This window comes from Streptomyces sp. NPDC050528 (genome assembly GCF_044457795.1).
Classification (GTDB): domain Bacteria; phylum Actinomycetota; class Actinomycetes; order Streptomycetales; family Streptomycetaceae; genus Streptomyces.
The window spans coordinates 511324-530276 of record NZ_JBITHH010000005.1 but is presented as its reverse complement, the minus strand read 5'-3'; the positions used below and the strand labels follow the sequence as shown (position 1 = coordinate 530276).

General features: G+C 69.9%; 19 protein-coding genes. 8 read left to right on the top strand and 11 right to left on the bottom strand.

Annotated elements, in window-relative coordinates; translation table 11 throughout:
• Positions 1 to 65 precede the first annotated feature (65 nt).
• Positions 66 to 1532: a M1 family metallopeptidase gene (locus tag ACIBK4_RS20665; RefSeq protein ID WP_398996188.1), complete on the top strand. Its 1467-nt coding sequence runs from the start codon at positions 66 to 68 to the stop codon at positions 1530 to 1532.
• Between the two features lie 22 nt (positions 1533 to 1554).
• Here ACIBK4_RS20665 and ACIBK4_RS20660 read toward each other — a convergent pair whose 3' ends face one another.
• The gene (locus ACIBK4_RS20660) at positions 1555 to 2274 is read right to left on the bottom strand and encodes a hypothetical protein (RefSeq protein ID WP_398996187.1); all 720 of its coding nucleotides are present in this window, start codon (positions 2272 to 2274) and stop codon (positions 1555 to 1557) included.
• Between the two features lie 556 nt (positions 2275 to 2830).
• The gene (locus ACIBK4_RS20655) at positions 2831 to 3784 is read right to left on the bottom strand and encodes a GNAT family N-acetyltransferase (RefSeq protein WP_398996186.1); all 954 of its coding nucleotides are present in this window, start codon (positions 3782 to 3784) and stop codon (positions 2831 to 2833) included.
• Positions 3785 to 3952: 168 nt separating this feature from the next.
• Between ACIBK4_RS20655 and ACIBK4_RS20650 the strand changes: the two genes are divergently transcribed.
• On the top strand, positions 3953 to 4564 hold the full coding sequence (locus ACIBK4_RS20650; RefSeq protein WP_398996185.1) for a hypothetical protein: 612 nt from the start codon (positions 3953 to 3955) through the stop codon (positions 4562 to 4564).
• Here ACIBK4_RS20650 and ACIBK4_RS20645 read toward each other — a convergent pair.
• The 4 genes from ACIBK4_RS20645 to ACIBK4_RS20630 form a co-directional block, all read right to left on the bottom strand.
• On the bottom strand, positions 4546 to 5004 hold the full coding sequence (locus ACIBK4_RS20645; protein ID WP_398996184.1) for an acyl-CoA thioesterase: 459 nt from the start codon (positions 5002 to 5004) through the stop codon (positions 4546 to 4548). The genes ACIBK4_RS20650 and ACIBK4_RS20645 overlap by 19 nt on opposite strands.
• Before the next feature lie 161 nt (positions 5005 to 5165).
• Positions 5166 to 5960 (bottom strand): carbon-nitrogen hydrolase family protein, encoded by a 795-nt coding sequence (locus tag ACIBK4_RS20640; protein ID WP_398996183.1) that lies wholly within the window; start codon positions 5958 to 5960, stop codon positions 5166 to 5168.
• Positions 5961 to 6030: 70 nt separating this feature from the next.
• A complete protein-coding gene (locus ACIBK4_RS20635; protein ID WP_398996182.1) occupies positions 6031 to 7296 on the bottom strand; it encodes a DUF1266 domain-containing protein in 1266 nt (421 codons plus the stop codon).
• 224 nt (positions 7297 to 7520) lie between these two features.
• Entirely contained in the window at positions 7521 to 8096 is a 576-nt protein-coding gene (locus ACIBK4_RS20630) for a TerD family protein (RefSeq protein WP_398996181.1), read from the bottom strand.
• Between the two features lie 175 nt (positions 8097 to 8271).
• Between ACIBK4_RS20630 and arfB the strand changes: the two genes are divergently transcribed.
• Together arfB and ACIBK4_RS20620 are read left to right on the top strand one after the other, a co-directional pair.
• Positions 8272 to 8700, top strand: a complete 429-nt coding sequence (arfB, locus tag ACIBK4_RS20625) for an alternative ribosome rescue aminoacyl-tRNA hydrolase ArfB (RefSeq protein ID WP_366433587.1) — start codon at positions 8272 to 8274, stop codon at positions 8698 to 8700.
• A gap of 90 nt (positions 8701 to 8790) precedes the next feature.
• Positions 8791 to 9708 (top strand): sigma-70 family RNA polymerase sigma factor, encoded by a 918-nt coding sequence (locus ACIBK4_RS20620; RefSeq protein ID WP_398996180.1) that lies wholly within the window; start codon positions 8791 to 8793, stop codon positions 9706 to 9708.
• Between the two features lie 31 nt (positions 9709 to 9739).
• On the opposite strand, the gene ACIBK4_RS20615 is transcribed toward ACIBK4_RS20620, so the two are convergent.
• Together ACIBK4_RS20615 and ACIBK4_RS20610 are read right to left on the bottom strand one after the other, a co-directional pair.
• The gene (locus ACIBK4_RS20615) at positions 9740 to 10222 is read right to left on the bottom strand and encodes a GNAT family N-acetyltransferase (protein WP_398996179.1); all 483 of its coding nucleotides are present in this window, start codon (positions 10220 to 10222) and stop codon (positions 9740 to 9742) included.
• Between the two features lie 99 nt (positions 10223 to 10321).
• The gene (locus tag ACIBK4_RS20610) at positions 10322 to 10906 is read right to left on the bottom strand and encodes a flavin reductase family protein (protein WP_398996178.1); all 585 of its coding nucleotides are present in this window, start codon (positions 10904 to 10906) and stop codon (positions 10322 to 10324) included.
• Positions 10907 to 11221: 315 nt separating this feature from the next.
• Between ACIBK4_RS20610 and cdgB the strand changes: the two genes are divergently transcribed.
• Together cdgB and ACIBK4_RS20600 are read left to right on the top strand one after the other, a co-directional pair.
• Positions 11222 to 12880 (top strand): diguanylate cyclase CdgB, encoded by a 1659-nt coding sequence (gene cdgB, locus ACIBK4_RS20605; RefSeq protein ID WP_366433583.1) that lies wholly within the window; start codon positions 11222 to 11224, stop codon positions 12878 to 12880.
• A 115-nt stretch (positions 12881 to 12995) separates the two neighbouring features.
• Positions 12996 to 13976 carry a carbohydrate-binding protein gene (locus tag ACIBK4_RS20600; RefSeq protein WP_398996177.1) on the top strand — a complete coding sequence of 327 codons (981 nt, stop codon included), beginning with the start codon at positions 12996 to 12998 and terminating at the stop codon, positions 13974 to 13976.
• Between the two features lie 41 nt (positions 13977 to 14017).
• On the opposite strand, the gene ACIBK4_RS20595 is transcribed toward ACIBK4_RS20600, so the two are convergent.
• The 3 genes from ACIBK4_RS20595 to ACIBK4_RS20585 all read right to left on the bottom strand — a co-directional run bounded on the left by ACIBK4_RS20595 (position 14018) and on the right by ACIBK4_RS20585 (position 17245).
• The gene (locus ACIBK4_RS20595; protein WP_398996176.1) at positions 14018 to 14947 is read right to left on the bottom strand and encodes a 1-phosphofructokinase family hexose kinase; all 930 of its coding nucleotides are present in this window, start codon (positions 14945 to 14947) and stop codon (positions 14018 to 14020) included.
• 118 nt (positions 14948 to 15065) lie between these two features.
• Positions 15066 to 16301 carry an N-acetylglucosamine-6-phosphate deacetylase gene (gene nagA / locus ACIBK4_RS20590; protein ID WP_398996175.1) on the bottom strand — a complete coding sequence of 412 codons (1236 nt, stop codon included), beginning with the start codon at positions 16299 to 16301 and terminating at the stop codon, positions 15066 to 15068.
• Positions 16301 to 17245, bottom strand: coding sequence for an ROK family protein (locus ACIBK4_RS20585; protein ID WP_398996174.1), 945 nt, complete (start codon positions 17243 to 17245; stop codon positions 16301 to 16303). The genes nagA and ACIBK4_RS20585 overlap by 1 nt, the downstream gene beginning before the upstream one ends.
• 131 nt (positions 17246 to 17376) lie before the next feature.
• Here ACIBK4_RS20585 and ACIBK4_RS20580 point away from each other — a divergent pair, with 131 nt between their 5' ends.
• Together ACIBK4_RS20580 and ACIBK4_RS20575 are read left to right on the top strand one after the other, a co-directional pair.
• Positions 17377 to 18621, top strand: a complete 1245-nt coding sequence (locus ACIBK4_RS20580) for an extracellular solute-binding protein (protein WP_398996173.1) — start codon at positions 17377 to 17379, stop codon at positions 18619 to 18621.
• Between the two features lie 55 nt (positions 18622 to 18676).
• Positions 18677 to 18928, top strand: coding sequence for a DUF3263 domain-containing protein (locus tag ACIBK4_RS20575; RefSeq protein WP_398996172.1), 252 nt, complete (start codon positions 18677 to 18679; stop codon positions 18926 to 18928).
• Positions 18929 to 18953: the final 25 nt, after the last annotated feature.

The window sequence follows — 18953 nt, the reverse complement described above, 5'->3', positions numbered from 1 at the left end:
GAGCCGAGCGTACGAGGGTCGCAGTACTCCAGGGCGAGGACCCCCGAACTCGTAGGATCGCGCACGTGTCCCGATCCGTACCCCGTGTCCCGGCCGTCGCCACCCCCTTCCTGCTGGCCCTCACCCTCGCCCTCACCCTGACGGCGTGCAGTGGACCGGGCGGAGCACACGGCACCCCCGGCAGCGCGGGCGTGGCCGACCCGTACTTCCCGAAGGCGGGCAACGGCGGCTACGACGTGACCCACTACGCGCTGACCCTGGCGTACACCCCGGACACCTCAGGCACCTCAGGCACCTCGGACACCTCAACTCCCTTGACCGGTACGGCGACGATCACGGCCCGGGCCACCCAGAACCTCTCCGCCTACGACCTCGACCTCAAGGGCATGAAGGTCAACTCGCTGACGGTGGACGGCAAGAACGCCCCCTGGACCCGCACCGGCCAGGAGTTGAAGGTCCGCCCGGCCTCAACTCTCCCCAAGGGCAAGACATTCAGGACGACGGTCCGTTACTCCGGCACCCCCGAGACGCTCACCGACCCCGACGGCTCGGAAGAGGGCTGGCTGCCCACGGCGGACGGCGCGCTCGCGCTCGGCGAACCGACCGGCTCGATGGCCTGGTTCCCCGGCAACGACCACCCTTCCGACAAGGCGACGTACGACATCACGATCACCGTCCCGAAGGGCCTCCAGGCGGTCTCCAACGGCGAGTTGAGCACGGAAAGGACGACCGGCGCCGGCCGCACGACGACGTACACCTGGCGCACCACCCGCCCCATGGCGACCTACCTGGCCACGGTCGCGATCGGCCACTACGACATCACCCGCACCACCACCAAGAACGGCCTCCCCGTGTACGTGGCGGTCGACCCGCGCGAGGCGGCGGCGAGCCGTGAGGTGCTGGCGAAGATCCCCGAGATCATGGAGTGGGAGGAGTACAACTTCGGCCCGTACCCCTTCTCCTCCACCGGCGCGATCGTCGACCGCCGGGGCGACGCGGGCTACGCGCTGGAGACGCAGACCCGCCCGTTCTTCCCGGGCGCTCCCGACACCGCGACCCTCGTCCACGAACTCGCCCACCAGTGGTACGGCGACTCCGTGACCCCGAAGACCTGGCGCGACATGTGGCTCAACGAGGGCTTTGCGACCTACGCGGAATGGCTCTGGTCCGAGGACCACGACGGCGACACCGCCCAGCAGACCTTCGACGCGCTCTACAAGGGCGACTACTACGACAACAAGGCCGACAGCGACGCCATCTGGGCCTTCCCGCCGGCGAACCCGACGTCCGCCGCCCACATCTCCGACCGCCCCGTCTACGAACGCGGCGCGATGGTCCTCCACAAGATCCGCCAGACCGTCGGCGACGCCCGTTTCTACGACATCGTCCAGGGCTGGACCGCCGCCCACCGCTACGGCAACGCGGACACCGCGGACTTCACGGCGTACGTGGAGAAGATGGCGCCCGGCAAGGACTTCAGCGTGATCTGGAAGAACTGGCTGTACGGGGACGGGAAGCCGGCCCGGCCCTGACCGGTCCGTCACGTGGTGACCTCTACAACGACCAGAGGGAGCTTCCGGTGGCGTCCGCGAGTTCTCGGAGGGCTCGCTCGCCCGGGTGGGCGGCGGCGAGGCGAATCATGGCGTCGTTCGCGCCCGGCTCGTCGTATGTCTTCATCGCGACGGTGAGCAGGGCGAGTTGGAGGCCGAGGTCGTAGGGAATGTGCTCGCCGGAGGCGAGGCGGGTGATGCCCCGCCCGACCGTGGCGTCGATCTCGCCCTGAGCTGCTTCGACGATCTCGCGGGACAGCAGTGAGGAGATGTGCCGGTCGTACTGGACACGGCCCGCAAGCGAGATCAGCGCGCGCGCCGCCGCGATCCGCAGTCCGGCGGTGCCGCGTTCGTCGACCATGTCCCTGCTGGCCCCCACCGCGTCGGCGAGCTGGCCGAAGGTGTCGTCCTGGCTGAAGAACCGGTCGGCGGACTGGCCGCGCCAGACCACGTCGTCGGGGTCGGCGGCGGCCCGTAGCACGGTGTCGTAGCCGAGCGGGTCGGCCCAGCTGGTGAGTGCGCAGCAGGCGAGCAGGCGGGCGGCAGGGTCGGCGGCGGGGTCCTGGAGGATCGCGGTCAGGCCGGGAGTGCGTTCCAGATAACCGCCGTCGTCCAAAGCGTCGGCGATCACGTCGTCGGGGTCCGCCGGGTTGCCGTCGAAGTCGGTGTAGAGCAGGGCTCGCAGCTCGGGGCCGGGCTGCCGGCGGTCCTTGGTGTCGGCCATGGGGTCTGCTCTTTCCTACGATCCGGAGGTGGGGAACGGTCCGGTGACGTACTCCTTGGGGACGGTCCCGCTGATCAGCCACTCGCCGTCGCGGCGGGTGTTGAGCAGGGCCCTGACCCGGTCCAAGACCGTACGTGACTTACCCTTGCTCAGCCCGAGTCCGTCTACGAAGTCCGACGCCTGGTCGGTCTCGCCGGCCCGGAGGGTGCCGGGTACGTCGATCTCGCGTCCGGCGACCTTGTCGATCTCGTCGTTGATGGACCGCTGGACCTGTTCCGGGTCCAGGATCCGGACGCCCTGGACCTTGCCCGCGTCGATGTCCTGCTGGAGCCGCTGGTAGTCGACCCGGATCTCCTCGTTGCCGTAGACCTTCCCGGTGCCGTCCTGCGGGGCGAAGGAGGTGTACTGGCTGGATTCCTTGGCGGCCTTGTTCTTGCCGCCGAGGACGTGCTGGAGCGGGGTGATCTCGCCGTCCGGGTCGGCGGGGACGATGCCGAGGTCCGGGTCGAACCGGGACTTCTTCAGGCCGGACGGATTGTGTGTCGCGCTCGTCTTCCTATTCCGCCCTCTCCTCCAACTCGTCGAGCAGCCGCGCGAGTTCGGCCGGGAACACGGTCTCGGTCGCCGTACGCAACTCCTCCCGCGTCCACCACCGCCAGTCGAGGATGCCGTCCTCGGCATGGGCGGCGGCGAGGTCGGGGCCGCCGGGTTCGCGGTGGGGGCCGTGGGTGACGTAGATGTGCTCGTGCTGCCGGATGTGGGTGTCGGCGCGGGTGAAGTCGCGGTCCCGGGTGCAGAGGAGGGGGCCGAGGGGCAGGTCGGTCCAGCCGGTCTCCTCCCGCAGCTCCCGCAGCGCGCCCTCGGGCGGGGTCTCGTCCCCCTCGATGCCGCCGCCGGGCAGGGCCCAGAAGGTGCCGTTCGCGGAGTCGTCGTGCAGGAAGAGGAAGACGGCGCCGGAGGGGTCGAGTACGGCGACGCGCGCGGCCCGGCGGAGTTTGCGCAGCTGCTTGCGCAACACCGCGCAGGGGCGGCCGAGTTGGCGGTCCTTGCGGTGGTCGATGACGTCGTAGCCGAGGGCGGTCCAGAAGGCGAGGCCGTCGGGATTGTTCTCAAGGACGGCCAGACGTACGGCGGTTCGGCCGGCCGTACGGAACCGGTCCTCGACGAGCGACGCCAACTGCCGCCCGTGCCCCTGCTGTTGCTGCGTCGCGTCGATCATCAGCAGCCCGATCCAGGGGTCCTCGTCGTCCGGGTCGGGATGCGTCGCGAGGGTGATCGCGATCCCGACCAGCCGCCCGGCACTCCGGGCGAGCAGCACCTCGGTGTCCGGATCGGCCAGTTCGTCGGCGAGCGCGGTCGCCACCTGCTCCGGCCGGATGTCCTCCGGGTCCGGGAAGTCACCGCTCAGGGCGTGGAACGCGTGGTTCGAGGCGTAGAGGGCGGTCAGCTCGGTGAGCAACTCGCCGGGGAGCGCGCCGGCCTCGGTCGGCGTGAGCGGTTCGAGGAACATGGGGGCACGCTAGCGGCTGGGGTTCCGGTTCGGGTTCCGTCGAGCGCCTGTCATCGAGCGAAGCGGAGTGCTCCTCGGCCGCCTCCACCCCTTGCTCCTCGCCATCAAGACCGGCCAGAGGCCAAGCTGTACCCCCTGGTGACAACATCTCCGACGTGCGAAGGACCTATGAAGCGGACACTACGGGTACTGCGGAAGGCCGAGACAGCGCTGCTGAACGTGAGCCTGAGAGCCGATCGGGCTCTCGGCATGGGCGGGAGGTCCCGGCCCCCGGCGCCCATCGCGGTTCGCGTCGCCGGCCGCCCGCTGCGTTCCGCGGCTGTCCTGGCGGTGCCGCTCGCGGCGCTGGGGGGCTCGACCTTCGGGGCGTTCACCGATGGGACGCGTTTCTTGCAGGCGGTCTTGCTGGGCGCGGGGATGACGCTGTTCTTCGCCCTGCTCCTGCGGTTGGAGCGCCTGACGCAGTTGCACTACGAGCGCGTCGGCTACGGCCCCGCCGCCCGTCCGCCCGCGAGGCGTCCGCCCGCGCAGCGTTCGCGCACCGGCGGGTTCGGACGGGTCCTCGCATTCCTGGGTGCGAGCTGGGGCGGGCTGTCGGTGGTCTTCTGGAGTGTGGAAAGAGCCAAAGGCACTCCGGTCGGTTGGCTCTTCAGCGGGGTCTTCATGGGGTTGGTGCTCCTGGGCTCGACCGCCCTCCACTACTGGGTGGCGCGGAAAGGGCAGCGGACGCGCCCGTCGGCCGACCAGAGATCGTCAAGGGCTCAGGCACCAGACCCCTGAATCCGACCGAACCCCCCTCGATGGGCCTCGGACCACGCGACGGGTCGCATCGTCTCCCCGCTCAGATTCACGATGGTCCGCGTCCCGTGTGCGTATGTGGTGTCGCCGTCACGGCCGCACACGCGGAAGCCGGTCGTTGCCGATGTGCGGCCCACCCGCTCGGTCCAGAGGTGGACGGCGATTTCGCCGGTGCCCATCACCGGGAGGTCGAACACGATGGTGACCGCCTTCACGACGTAGTGGGTCGGCTCGGCCTCGTCGGAGGCGCCGAAGCCCAGGCTCAACGCGTAGGTGTTCCACGCGCGTTCGACCATCACGGTGTACCGACTGTTGTGCAGCATTCCGTAGGGGTCGAGGTCGTCGAAATAGACGTCCAGGGGAATCAGGACGCCGTAGTCGACCGACTCGGACATGAGGAGGGGTGCAGTCCTGTCAGCCATCAAGAGTCCTCTTTGAGTCGCCGCTGTTGATCAGGTTCGACTTCACCGTGCGGTCTGATTATCGGTCCTGTCCAATACCTGTCGCGTGTTCTGTGATGCCATGCGGGCATCGCAGGGGAAGCGAAAGGGTCTTGTGACTCGACCGAATCCCGATCGACAATTCAGGAACAGGTTTTCAGCCGTTGTGCGAGCAGTGGCGTGGCTTCGGCGGGGTCGATGTCGCAGACCAGCAATCCGGGCTTTCCATAAGGCTGATGGCTGAGCAGTGTGCCGTCCGGCCGGACCACGGCGGATGTCGTGGGCGATCCCGGACTCGCGCAGTTGACGGCGGCGACGTAGCAATTGTTCTCGGCCGCGCGACAGAGAAATGCCTTCTCGTGGAAGGAGTTTCTCGGGTCGGCGAATTCGGTCGGCTGGAACGCGCCCGGCTCCGCTTCGCTGTAGTGCGGGAGGAAGACGAATTGGGCGCCGTTGGAAACGGCCCAGCGTACCGTCTCCGGATAGCGAAAGCCCTCGTGGCAGATCACGATGCCGAAGCGGAAACCGTCGACTTCGAAGATCCGGCGATCGCTGCCCGCCTCGTATATGGCATCTTCCTCCGGGTCGAGCTGCACCTTGTCCTGATAACCCGCTCGGTCGCCGTCGGGCCGAAGTACGAGCGTGGTCAGACGTGGCTTGGCGGCGGAAACATACCGCTCCGTACCGAGCACCACATGGATACGGCTTTCCCGCGCGGCCCGGGCCATGCGCTCGTGCGCGGCTTCCAAGAAGTCGGCGCTCACGGCCTTGCGCGATTGCGGCGGCCATGGATAGCCCGGCACATACGCTTCCGGGAAGCACACGATACGCGCGTCGGCAGCGGCGGCGGCTCTGACCGCACGCTCGGCTCGCACCACGGAGTCTTCCGGATTCTCGGGAATGTCGATGTTGGCGAGCGCGATGCGAAGGCTTGTCATGCGACTCATTCTGCTGCACAGCCCGGATTCCCGAGAGGCGATCCGGCCGCACCGCCCAGCGGAACTCCCCCTACCGGAAAGGGATGTTCAGCCAGGGACTCCCGGCCTCCGACATCAGAATCCGGTGCGCCGAGACCATGTCCTGGTACCAGTCCCCGAACTCCTCCTCGTCGAAGTGCAGGCAGCGGCCCAGGATGTAGCCGGCGGAGAAGTCGGGCCAGGAGCGGTAGGCGAGGGCGGCGGCGCGGCCGGCGCGGATGAGGGCCGACTCCGTTTCCGGGAGGGTGGCGAAGCGGGCGCCCAGGCCCCAGCGGGCCATCTTCGAGGCGCGGCCCAGATCCCAGGCCTCCACCGACGTGACGTAACGGTTCTCGTCGAGGATGCCGTCGGCGCGCATGCGGGCCTCGTAGCGGGTGATACGGCCGATCAGGTGCTGGACGCCCGTGATGCGCGCCTCGGTCTCCGACGCGGGGCGGGGGTCGGTTTTGGTGACGCCGTCCTCCGTGATCACCGTGGCGCCCTCCGAGTTGGCGCGGATGACGGTGGCCACCGCCTGCCGCCAGTACCCCGTGTCCACGTGGCCGCCGAAGTCGCGGGCGATCGTACGGCGCAGGCCCAGCGCGAACTCCCATACGGAGCTGGACGCTTCGCAGGCGAGCAGGTTCCGCAGGTGGTACTGCCACTCGGCGCGGGTGGTGATGCCCCACCACTCGCGCAGCCGCCGCCGCTCACCGTCGTAGCCGTGTCCGTGCCAGGCCGGCGCGTTCCAGAGGGAGCCGTTGTTGACACAGAGCAGGGCCCCGCAGGCCAGGCCGTGGGCGACGGGGCCGTGGAGGACGCCGCCGACGTGGAGGGCGCGCAGGCGCATGGAGGTGGAGGGGGTGTCCGTGCGGTTCGCCGCGCCCGACCAGTCCGTTGTGCCCAACGGGCCGTAGGCGAGGGCGAGTTCGCAGGGGGAGCCGGGGTTGACGACGAGGGTGGGCGGGCACTGCGGGTTCCAGGCGTCGGCTATCCAGCGCAGCGAGGCGCGCGAGTACACCAGGTCATCGGCTCGCGGAGCGGGGAGCATGCCGTCGGTGAAGAGTTCCCAGCGTTCCGCGCCGGTGCGGGGGTCGCGGGTGAACACCCGGTGCACACGGTCGGGTTGGGCGTCGTAGGCCTCGCGGGACATCACGTAGTAGAGGCGGACCCCGGACAGTACGTCGTAGTACGCGGGCCGGTCGCCGCGCGCCCGCGCCTCGGCCAGCGCGCGTTCCGTCTCGGTCGGCGGGATCCAGGCGGGAGGCGGGGGAGGTGGGGGAGGCCCGAAACCGGCGGGGGACGGTCCGAACGACATAGGGCTCGCTGTCCTTCCAGGGGCCAACGGCTGTTGATCCCCGGCAAATTCGCGTGCGGGGATCCCGGCACATTCTCATACGGGACTGAGATCCCCCTGTGGACCCCCCCGCCCTGTTCCGCGTTCCGCGCATGCCGAGGCCCCCGGTCGCCATCACGGCCGGGGGCCTCACACACGGCACTGCATTACGGCACTGCACTACGGCACTACATACGCGGCGTGCGTCAGACGTTGACGCCGAAGTCCTGCGCGATGCCGACCAGGCCCGAGGCGTAACCCTGGCCCACCGCGCGGAACTTCCACTCCGCGCCGTTGCGGTACAGCTCGCCGAAGACCATCGCCGTCTCCGTCGCCGCGTCCTCGGAGAGGTCGTAGCGGGCGATCTCGGCGCCGCCGGCCTGGTTCACGATGCGGATGTACGCGTTGCGGACCTGGCCGAAGTTCTGCGAGCGGGTCTCCGCGTCGTAGATCGAGACCGGGAAGACGATCTTGTCGACGTCCGCCGGGAGGCCCGCGAGGTTGACGTTGATCGCCTCGTCGTCGCCCGCGCCCTCGCCCGTGCGGTTGTCGCCGGTGTGGACGATCGTCTGGTCCGGGGTCGACTTGTTGTTGAAGAAGATGAAGTGACCGTCCGAGTAGACCTTGCCCTCGGGGTTGACCGCGATCGCCGAGGCGTCGAGGTCGAAGTCCGTGCCGGTGGTGGTGCGGACGTCCCAGCCGAGGCCTACGGTGACGGCGGTCAGGCCCGGGGCCTCCTTGGTGAGCGAGACGTTGCCACCCTTGGACAGGCTTACAGCCATTGTTGGGAGTCCTTCCCTCGTTGCGGTGCGGGCTTCGTACTGGGGACGAAGCTACCGGTACCTCTATGAACGCCAAGAGGGGTATGGAAGGTTCCAGGTGACTTTACTTTCTTTACCCGGAACCTTCGGAGTAAAGGGAGTGACGTGGACCGGACAGACACGCGACCATGGGGACATGTCCGGTCCCTATCCCGTCCGCGGCTCCGTCTCCCTGCCCGAGGCCGAGCTCATGTGGCGTTTCTCGCGGTCGTCAGGGCCGGGTGGGCAGCACGTCAACACCAGCGACTCCCAGGTGGAGCTGCGCTTCGACCTGGCCAAGACCGAGTCCCTGCCCCCGGTGTGGAAGCAGCGCGCGCTGGAACGGCTCGCCTCGCGGCTCGTCGACGGCGTCGTGACCGTACGGTCCTCCGAGCACCGCTCCCAGTGGCGCAACCGCGAGACCGCCGCCGTACGCCTCGCGGCGCTGCTCGCGGAGGCCACCGCGCCGCCGCCGAAGCCGCGCCGGGCGACCCGTATTCCGCGCGGTATCAACGAACGCCGGTTGCGGGAGAAGAAGCAGCGGTCCGACACCAAGCGGGGGCGGAACGGGCGGGACTGGGGCTAGTCCCGCGCCGGGTGCCCGTTGTCTTGTCACATTCCTCGGCCGTCGTCCGTCCAGTCAGTGAGGGACGGACGGCGAAGAGGGGCGTGACCCATGGGCGACTTCGAATTCCCCGAAAAGAACGGGCGCGAAGAGAGCGAGCGCGAAGAGAACGGGAACGGGAACGGTACGGAAAGCGACGGCGAATTCCTCGCCGCCCGATTCGAAACCCACCGTCCCCGTCTCCGCGCCGTCGCCCACCGCATGCTCGGCTCCTCCGCCGAGGCCGACGACGCGGTGCAGGAGGCCTGGTTCCGGCTGAGCCGTACGGGCAGCGACCGGGTGGAGAACCTGGGCGGCTGGCTCACGACCGTCGTCGGCCGCGTCTGCCTCGACATGCTCCGCGCCCGCAAGTCCCGCGCGGAGGAACCCCTCGAAGCCGTTACGCCCGCCCCTGCCCCCGGCCCCGATCCCGAACAGGACGCCGTCCTCGCCGACTCGGTGGGCGTAGCGCTCCTCGTCGTCCTGGAGACCCTGACCCCCGCCGAACGCCTCGCCTTCGTGCTGCACGACCTGTTCGCCGTCCCCTTCGACGAGATCGCGTCCATCGTCGGCCGCACGCCCACAGCGGCACGCCAGTTGGCGAGCCGGGCCCGCCGCCGAGTGCAGGGCGCTCCCGCGCCGGACACGGATCTCGTACGGCAACGGGTGGTCGCCGACGCGTTCCTGGCCGCCGTGCGCGAGGGCGACTTCGACGCGCTGGTGAAGGTGCTCGACCCGGACGTGGTCGCCCGCTCCGAGGACGCCGTGACCGCCGGTGCCGCCTCCGTCGCGGCCGGGGCGATCAGCTTCGCGCACTTCGCCCACCTCGCCCACCCCGCCCTGGTGAACGGCGCCACCGCCATCGCCCTGATCGTCGACGACCGCCCCGAACGCACCCTGACCTTCACGTTCGTCCGCGACCGCATCGCCGTGATCGACATCGTGACGGCACCGGAGAAGGCGGCGCTGCTGGACGTGCGCCTGGTCTGAAACGCGGGCACACGCTCAAATCGGCGCGCGGCTACGGCAGTTGCAGCACGCCCACCGTCTCGCCCCCGCTCAGCTCCCCGTTGGGCCGGAACCCCAGCCCCAGATAGAACTTCGCCGGCCCCAACGGACCCTCGTGCCACGTCACATACAGCTCTTTGCCACCCCGGCGGCGGATCTCCGCGGCGACCGACTCCACGGCGAACTTCCCGTAGCCGCGCCCCTGTTGGTCCGCCGCGATGTTCAGCCGCCACAGGCCGGAACGGATCACGGACCCGTCCAGGTTCCAGTCGATGTCGAAGAAGGCCATGAGGAAGCCGACGGGCCGGTCCTCGTCGACGATCAGGCGCGGCCACGCGGTGCCGGGATGGACGTAGGCCTCGGCGAGCGACTTCATGACGGGGGAGACCGCGAACTCCTGGTCGGGACGGACCCGAATGCCCACGGCGGCCTCGAAGTTGGCCGGCGTGATCTCTTCGAGGCGCGGCCCGGATCCGGCGGCGGGGTTCGTCGTCATGCGTGCACGGTAGGCGGCCGGATCACCGTCGGACCACCGAATTGACCGTCACGGCCCGCCGCCCCAACTGCCGTCCCCGGCACCGGAAAAGCGTCCCCCCTACCCCAACTGCCGGTACCTCCCCCGGAAGTACGACAGCGGACCCCCCTCCGCGCTCCCCACCTCCGCCGTCAGCACCCGCCCGATGACAAGGGTGTGGTCGCCCGCCACAACCCGCTGCTCGGTCCGGCACTCCAGCGTCGCCAGAGCGCCCCGGACCAAGGGCGCCCCGGACGCCTCCCCGTGGACGTACGGGATGTCGTCGAAGAGCAGGCGGTCGCTGATGCGGCCCTTCATCGCGAAGCGGCCCGCGATGTGGCGTTGGCTTTCCGAGAGGACCGAGACGGCCCACAGGGGCTGTTCGTCGAGGAGGTCGTCCATGCGGGAGCCGTTGCGGAGGCTGACCAGGACCAGGGGCGGGTCCAGGGAGACGGACATGAAGGCGGTCGCGGTCATGCCGACGTCCTCGCCGACCGGGGCCTGGGGGTCGTCCGGGTCGTACGGCTCCTCGTGCGCGGTCACCAGGACCACGCCCGCGGCCAGTCGCGCGAGGGCGGCGCGGAACTCGTCGTTGCTCACCCCCACAGCATGCCCGGAGGGACGGGGCTCGGTGATCGCGGCGGTCTGCGAGGCGGTGTTCGGCACGTTCGAAACGCTAGTCTCCGGAGTCCGCGCACCACATCGGACCTCGGTCCGATCAGGACCCCACCGGGTCCTAGGACCAATGGACCACGCGACGGAACATCGTCGTGCATCATGTCCACACACCCACAAAGTTTGCGTTCAGGAAACGCACAGGGAAAATGCAGAAACTCCACTCAATTGTTCATCTTCTGCTGTGACTTGAGTCACAAGGGGTAGTAATTGTTGACCCTGTGTACCGAGTGGGCAGCGCGCTGTGATTCAGTGGCGGGGAAGATGACCCTTGATTCACTGCGAGGTCTCGGGGGGAGGGCGAGTATGGAGACCGAGTCGGAACCCTACGTCCGTCTTGCGACCCTGCGGCAACTGCACACGGTCATGGCGGACATGAACACCGCCCGCAGCCTGGCGGACACCCTGCAGACCGTCGCCGACGGCGTCGTCAACGGTCTCGGGTACGAGCTGGCGTGCGTCAACCTCGTGCGCCCCGACGGTGACCTCGTGGTCGCCGCCTTCGCGGGCAACTCCGCCGCCGAGGCGCTCATCACCGGCCGCGTCGGCTCGCGCACCTCCTGGGAGCGCCGGCTCGGCATGGGCGAGTCCTGGGGCGACCTGCGGTTCATCCCGCACACCGAGGGCTGGGTCCTCGACGAGGACGACGTACCGCAGTGGTACACCGACGGCCCCGCACCCCGCTTCGAGGACGAGTGGCACCCGTCCGACCGGCTCTTCGCGCCGATGTACACCCCCGGCGTCTCCGGCGGCTCGTGCGGCGAGCTGATCGGCGTCCTGTCCGTGGACCGCCCGCGCAACGGCCGGAGGCCGGGCGCGTGGGGGCGCGAGGCGCTCCAGATGTACGCGTTCCAGGCGGCCATAGCGATCAGCAACGCCCGGCTGCGCGCCAACATGCAGCGCGCCCTGGTCCGCCTGGAGCGCGAGCAACAGGCCCTGCGCGCCAGCGAGGAGAGCTTCCGGCAGGCCTTCGAGTACGCCCCCTCCGGCATGGCGATAGCCGAGATGGGCGGCGACCAGCACGGCCGAATACTGCGCAGCAACGACGCCCTGTGCCGCCTCCTGGGCCGCCCCGCCTCCGCGATGCGCCGCTACTCCTTCTCGGACCTCGTCCACCCCGAGGACATAGGCACGCTCCTCAGAACCTCGGCGGAGGGCGGACGCGCGGAGCTCCGCCTGGGCCGCCGGGACGGCACGTACGTCTGGGTCTCGCTCCGCAACTCCGTCGTCGCGGACGCCGCCGACGGACCGCGCTTCCTCCTCTCCCACGTCGAGGACATAGAGGACCGCAAGCGCCGCGAGCTGCAGCTCGCCCACCGCGCCGCGCACGACGCGCTGACCGGCCTGCCGAACTCGGCCGAGCTGCGCACCCGCCTCTCCGCCCGCCTCTGCCAGCGCCCGCAGTCCGCGTTCCCCGGCGAGATCGAGTCCATCGACGCCGCGTACGGACATCCGGCCTACGACGCGAACGGCCACGGCTTCGACTTCCGCCCCGGCGCCGACCTCCTCGACGCCTACGACCACCACGTCCACACCATCGCCCCCGAGGGCGAGCGGGACGACGGCACGAAGGGGCTCGCGGTCCTCTTCTGCGACCTCGACGGCTTCAAGTCGATCAACGACCGGTTCGGGCACAACGCGGGCGACGCGGTCCTCATCGAGGTCGCCCGGCGGCTCGGCCGGGCGGTGCGCGACGGCGACACGGTGGCCCGGCTCGGGGGCGACGAGTTCGTCGTCCTGGCCGACGGGCTCGGCAAGGCGGACGCTGCCGACCTCGCCGTACGCCTGCGGAACGAGATCATCCAGCCCATCCGGGTCGACGGGCGGGCCATGCGGGTCGGGGCCAGTTTCGGTATCGGGTGGGCCCACTGCGGCATGACGGCGGACGAGGTCCTGAAGTCCGCTGACGAACGGATGTACATCGAGAAACGATCTCGTCCCAAACAGCACAGACGCGCGGGATGATCTCCAGGTCAGCGATGTGATGCGGTCCGAGTCACCCGTTTGGGCCACGCGGAGCGGGTAGGCTCGCAGTTCTGCTGACGTATCTGCACCCGCACCTGTTGAGGAGTACCTAGGGATGACGCCCGGCAACAACGGCGCGAGCACGCCCGAGGACGACGACCCGTTCGGCTACCTCTACGCCGACGGCCAGGCCAACGGAGCCCAGCCGCCGTCCGGCGGTGGCGGCTACGGCTACCCGGGGTCGGTCAACCGCGTGCGCCCGGTGGGCGAGCGCCAGTACGGCGGCCAGCAGGCCGCCCCCACCGCCCAGTACCAGCAGCAGCCGTACGGCCAGACCGTCCCGCAGCAGCAGCCCTACGGCGCCGCCCAGCCGAACGCGCACTACCAGGCCCCGGAGACCTTCCCCGGCGGCCCGCCGGCAGGCCAGCAGCCCCCGTCCTACAACGGCGGCGGCAACGGCGGCCGCGGCCGAGGCCCCAACACCAAGGGCCTCCTGATCGGCGCGATCGCGGTCGTCGCCGCGGTCGTCATCGGCATCAGCGTGGCGATGATGAACGGCAACGACGACAACAAGACGAACGACCAGGCGGGCTCGACCCCGTCGGCTTCGTCGAGCGCGTCGTCGAGCCCGTCGCCGAGCGCCAGCGAGTCGAGCGGCGGCCTGGACACCCAGACCATCGACGCCAAGGCGCTGAACCTCCAGGGCGGCGCCACCCTGGCCTCGGACGTCAAGGGCGCCGACGCCGACGGCGGCATCTATGTGACAGGCCTGAACGCCGTTGGCGCCTCGGTCAGTTGGCAGGTGAACGGCATCCCCTCGGACGGCACCTACACGGTGTTCGCGCACTACAGCTCGACCAGTGACGACCAGCAGATGACGCTGAGCATCAACGGCAAGAAGTTCGGCAGCCCGTTCAGCCTGAAGAACTACGCGAAGGCCGCCGACGGCGACTTCGCGAAGGGCTGGACGACGAGCTTCGCGTGGCCGACCCTCACCAAGGGCAGCAACACCCTCACCCTGTCCTGCGAGAACGCCGACAACTGCAATGTCCTGCTGGACCAGTTGTGGGTGAAGCAGGGCCAGGTCAAGAAGTAGCCGGGACGTCGCGTCGGGCAGGGAGCGGCCGGGCGCGTCCGTCAGGCCGCGCTGACCTCCCCCGTCACCGCGACCCGCCCCAGCAACTCCTCATACGCCCCCCGGTCGAACTCGCCCGCCACCGGCGCCAGTACGGTCGCCGCCGACAGTGCTACGGCCCGTGCCAGCCGCTCCGGCCACGGCAGCCGTTCCACCAGTCCCGACAGCAGGCCCGCGACCGCCGAGTCGCCCGCGCCGGTCGGGTTGCCGTGGACGCGGGCCGGGGGCGTCGCGTGCCAGGTGCCCTCCGGGGTCGCCGCCAGGAGGCCCTTCGCGCCGAGTGAGGCGACCACCGCCCGCGCACCCCGGCGCCGCGCGTCCTGGGTCGCGCGCAACGGCTCGTGGGAGCCGGTGAGTTCGGCCAGTTCGTCGGTGTTGGGCTTGACGATGTCGGGGCGGGCGGCGACGCCCCGGCGCAGGGGTTCGCCGCTGGTGTCGAGGAGGACGGGGACGCCGGCCGTTCGGGCCGTGCGGATCAGGCCCGCGTAGGCGCCCACCGGTAACCCCGGGGGCAGGCTGCCGCACAGGGCCACCGCCGACGCCCCGGCCAACAGGGACTCGTAGACGTCCTGGAATGCCGACCACTCCGCCGAAGTGACCGTCGGGCCGGGCTCGTTGAGTTGAGTCGTGTCACCGGTCAGCTCGTCGACGATCGCCATCGTGCGCCGGGTCGGGCCGGCGACCGGGACCAGGGCGTCCAACACGCCCGGGGTGCCGGTGAGTCGATCCTGTACGACGCGTCCCGTCGCGCCGCCCGTGAAGCCGGTGACCGTCACCTCCTGGCCGAGGGCGGCCAGCACGCGGGCCACGTTCAGGCCCTTGCCGCCGGGCCGTTCGGTCACCTCGGAGACGCGGTGCGAAGCGTGCGGTCGCAACTCCCGTACCCGGTAAGTGATATCGAGAGCGGTGTTCAGCGTGACCGTGAGGATCACCGGGCCGACCTCCCCCCGAAGTGCGTGTATCTGCCGTCCAGTTCGGGCCCGATCATGCCAAAGAGGCGGCGGTCCGCCCAGTCTCCCGGGACAACCGCCGCCTCAACAGCAGTACATTTCAGCCCAGTTGGGGATCGACCACCCATTCGCCGCGCCGCATCACGCCCTTGAGATCGAACGCCGAGTCCAGCAGCACGAGGTCCGCGTACTTGCCCGGCTCCAGCGAGCCGATCTCGTCGTAACTCCCCAGCAGCCGGGCCGGGTTGGCCGAGATCGCGGCGACGACGTCCTCGACCGGCAGCCGGTCGACCGTCACCGAGCGCTTGAAGGCCCGGTCCAGGGTGAGGGTCGAGCCCGCGATCGAACCGCCCTCCACCAGCCTTGCCACGCCCTCGCTCACCTCGACCTCCAGCGGGCCGAGCATGTAACGCCCGTCGCCGAAGCCCGCCGCGTCCATCGCGTCCGTGATGAGTGCGACCCGCTCCGCACCGGCGTGGTGGAACGCCAACTCCAGGGACGCCGCGTGCAGATGCGTACCGTCGTTGATCAACTCGACGGTGATGCGCTCGTCTTCGAGCAGCGCCGCGATCGGGCCGGGTTCGCGGTGACCGAGCTGCGGCATCGCGTTGTACAGATGCGTGGCGACCGTCGCGCCCGCGTCGATCGCCTCCACCGTCTGCTCGTACGACGCGTCCGTGTGGCCGATCGCCGCGATGACGCCGTGTTCGACGAGGAGGCGTACGGAGTCGAGGCCGCCGGGGAGTTCGGTCGCGAGGGTGACCATCTTCGCCTGGCCGCGGGCCGCGTCGACCAGCTTGCGGACGTCCGCGGGGTCGGGGTCGCGGAGCAGCGCCTCGGAGTGGGCGCCCTTGCGGCACGGGGAGATGAACGGGCCCTCGAAGTGGATGCCGGCGAGGTCGTTCTGCTCGGCCAACTCGGAGAGGAGGCCGGCGCGTTGGGCCAGGAAGTCCATGTCGCCGGTGACCGTTGAGGCGACGATGGTTGTGGTGCCGTGGAGGCGGTGGGTGTGGATGCCCTTGAGGACGTCCTCGACCGTGCCGGAGGTGAAGGAGGCTCCGCCGCCCCCGTGGTTGTGGATGTCCACGAAGCCCGGTACCAGCCAGTGGCCGGTGACATCGAGTACCTGGGCGTTCTCTGGAGCGGCGCCGGTGATGCGGGTGCCGTCGATGATCACTCGGCCGTCTTTGACCGTTCCGGTGGGGAGGACCACTGTGGCGCCGGACAGGATGAGGGGCCTTGTGCCGGTTGCGGGCTGCGGGTGCGTTGTGGCTTGTCGCGCCCCGCGGCGGAGCCGCATATCGGCACTGTCCCGCGCCCCTGAGGTGGGTGCCATTAGGGTGCTACCTCCGTACGGTCGGTGTGGTTGAGGAGATCCCAGGCCAGTAGGCCTGCACCTAGGCATCCAGCTGTGTCCCCCAGTGCCGCGGGGACGATCGACGGCAGCTTCTGGAAAGTGATCCGGTGGTGGACCGCGTCCCGCAGCGGTGTGAACAAGACTTCCCCCGCCTCTGCCAGGCCGCCACCGATGATGATCGTGCGGGGGTCCAGGAGGGTGAGGGCGGTGACGAGGCCGTCGGCGAGGGCGTCCACGGCTGCCTGCCAGACCTTTTCCGCGCGGGGGTCCCCGGAGGCGACCGCCTGCGCGCAGTCCGCCGCGTCGGCGTCGGGGGCGCCGGAGACGGTCGCCCAGGCCTCCGTCACCGCCGCCGCCGAGGCGTAGCGCTCCAGGCAGCCGGTCTGGCCGCAGGGACACGGCGTGCCGCCCGGTCGTACGACGATGTGGCCGATCTCGCCCGCGAAGCCGTGTGCGCCCGCCTCCACGCGGCCGTCGATGCCGATCGCGCCCGCTATGCCGGTGCCCAGGGGGACGAACAGGAAGCGGTCGGCGCCCTTGCCCGCGCCGATGCGGCCCTCGGCGAGGCCGCCGGTGCGGACGTCGTGGCCGAGGGCCACCGGGACGCCGCCGAGCCGGGCGGCCAGCAGGTCGCGCAGGGGGACGTCACGCCAGCCGAGGTTCGCCGAGTACGCGGCGATGCCTCGTTCCGCGTCGACGATGCCGGGGACGGCTACGCCGGCGGCGGACGCGGGCTCGCCGTAGTGCTCCTCGCCGTAGGCGCGCAGTTCGGCGGCGAAGTCGAGGATGTGCTCGACGACCGCGTCCGGTCCGCGCTCGCGGCCGGTCGCCCGGCGGGCCCGGTGGAGCAGCTCGCCCTGCGCCCCCACTAGGGCGGCCTTCATCCCGGTGCCGCCCACGTCGAGGGCGATGACATGTCTCACGGGGGACAGTGTGGCCCGTACACCCGCGAGAGGTCTAGTCCACTCACGTGGTGTAGACCTTATGGGTTCGCAGAGCGAACGTCACGACAGCAAAGGTTGGGGATTCAGCGGTGCAGGGGCGTAGGACAGGAATGGTCGCGGCGATGTCCGTACTGGGCATGACGGCGGTCCTCGGTGGCTGTGGCCTCGGCGGGGAGTCCGGTGATGTCACCCTGAGACTGGTCGCCGCCGACTACGGCGACTCCGCGTCCAACAGTTCGCAGAAATACTGGGACGGAATCGTCAAGGCGTACGAGGCGAAGCACGCGAACGTCAAGGTCGAGGTCAGCGTCTACTCCTGGAACGACGTCGACCGCAAGGTCAAGGAGATGGTCGCGGCCGGCAAGGCGCCCGACATGGCGCAGATCGGCGCGTACGCGGACTACGCCGCCGCGGGCAAGCTGTACTCCACCGCCGACCTGCTCTCCATCCCCGTAGAGGCCGATTTCCTGGAGCCGCTGCTGGACGCGGGGCAGGTGAAGCACATCCAGTACGGCATCCCGTTCGCCGCGTCTACGCGCGTCCTCTTCTACAACAAGACCCTCTTCACGGCGGCCGGGATCACCCCGCCGAAGGACTGGAGCGAACTGGCCGCCGATGCCGAGGTGTTGAAGGAGCGGGGCGTGAAGTACCCGTTCGCGCTGCCGCTCGGGTCCGAGGAGGCGCAGGCCGAGACGATGCAGTGGCTGCTCGGCGGGGGCGGTGGCTACACCGACGACATCGGCACGTACACCCTCGACTCCACGGCGAACATCTCCACCTTCACCTGGCTGCGCGACAACCTGGTCGCCAAGGGCCTGACCGGTCCCGTCGCGCCCGCCAAGCTCAACCGCGCGGACGCGTTCGCCGCCTTCGCCAACGGTGACGTCGGCATGCTCAACGGCCACCCCACCCTCATGCAGCAGGCCGCCAAGAAGGGCGTCAAGTTCGGCACGGTCGCGATGCCCGGCCGCAACGGCAAGGCCAAGACCACGATGGGCGTCGCCGACTGGATGACCGCCTTCAAGCAGAACGGCCACCGCGAGCAGATCGGCGACTTCCTCGACTACGTCTACAGCGAGAAGAACGTCCTCGCCTTCTCCCGCGAGTACGACCTCCTGCCGGTGACCAACTCCGCGTCCGAGGCGATGCAGGCATCGAAGCAGGACCAGGATCTACGGCCCTTCCTGGAGGAGCTCCCGCTGTCCACGCTCTACCCGGTCGGCAACACCTCCTGGGCCACGGTCAGCGCGGACATCAAGCAGCGGATAGGGCAGGCGGTGGCCGCGAACGGCAGCCCCGGGTCGGTGCTGGGGCAGCTGCAGGCGTCGGCGACGCTGGCGGAGAGCGGGAAGTAGGAGCCGCCGGGCAGAGTCCGGGGCGTTGTCAGTGGCGGGGGTTACGGTTCAGGGCATGGACGACGACCGGCCCTCGCGGCTTCCCGCGCTGAACCGGAGGGAACAGGACATCCTCGCGCTGGAGCGCCGCGGCTTCCCCGGCCCCGGTGTGAAGGAGCGAGCGATCCGCGAGGAGCTGGGCCTGCCCCCCGTGCGCTACTACCAGCTGCTCAACGCCCTGCTGGACGACGAGCGGGCGCTGGCCCACGACCCGGTCACGGTGAACAGACTGAGACGGGTCCGCGAAACCAGGCGTACGGAGCGGTAGCGGCAGGTGTGGGTCCCGGCCCCGC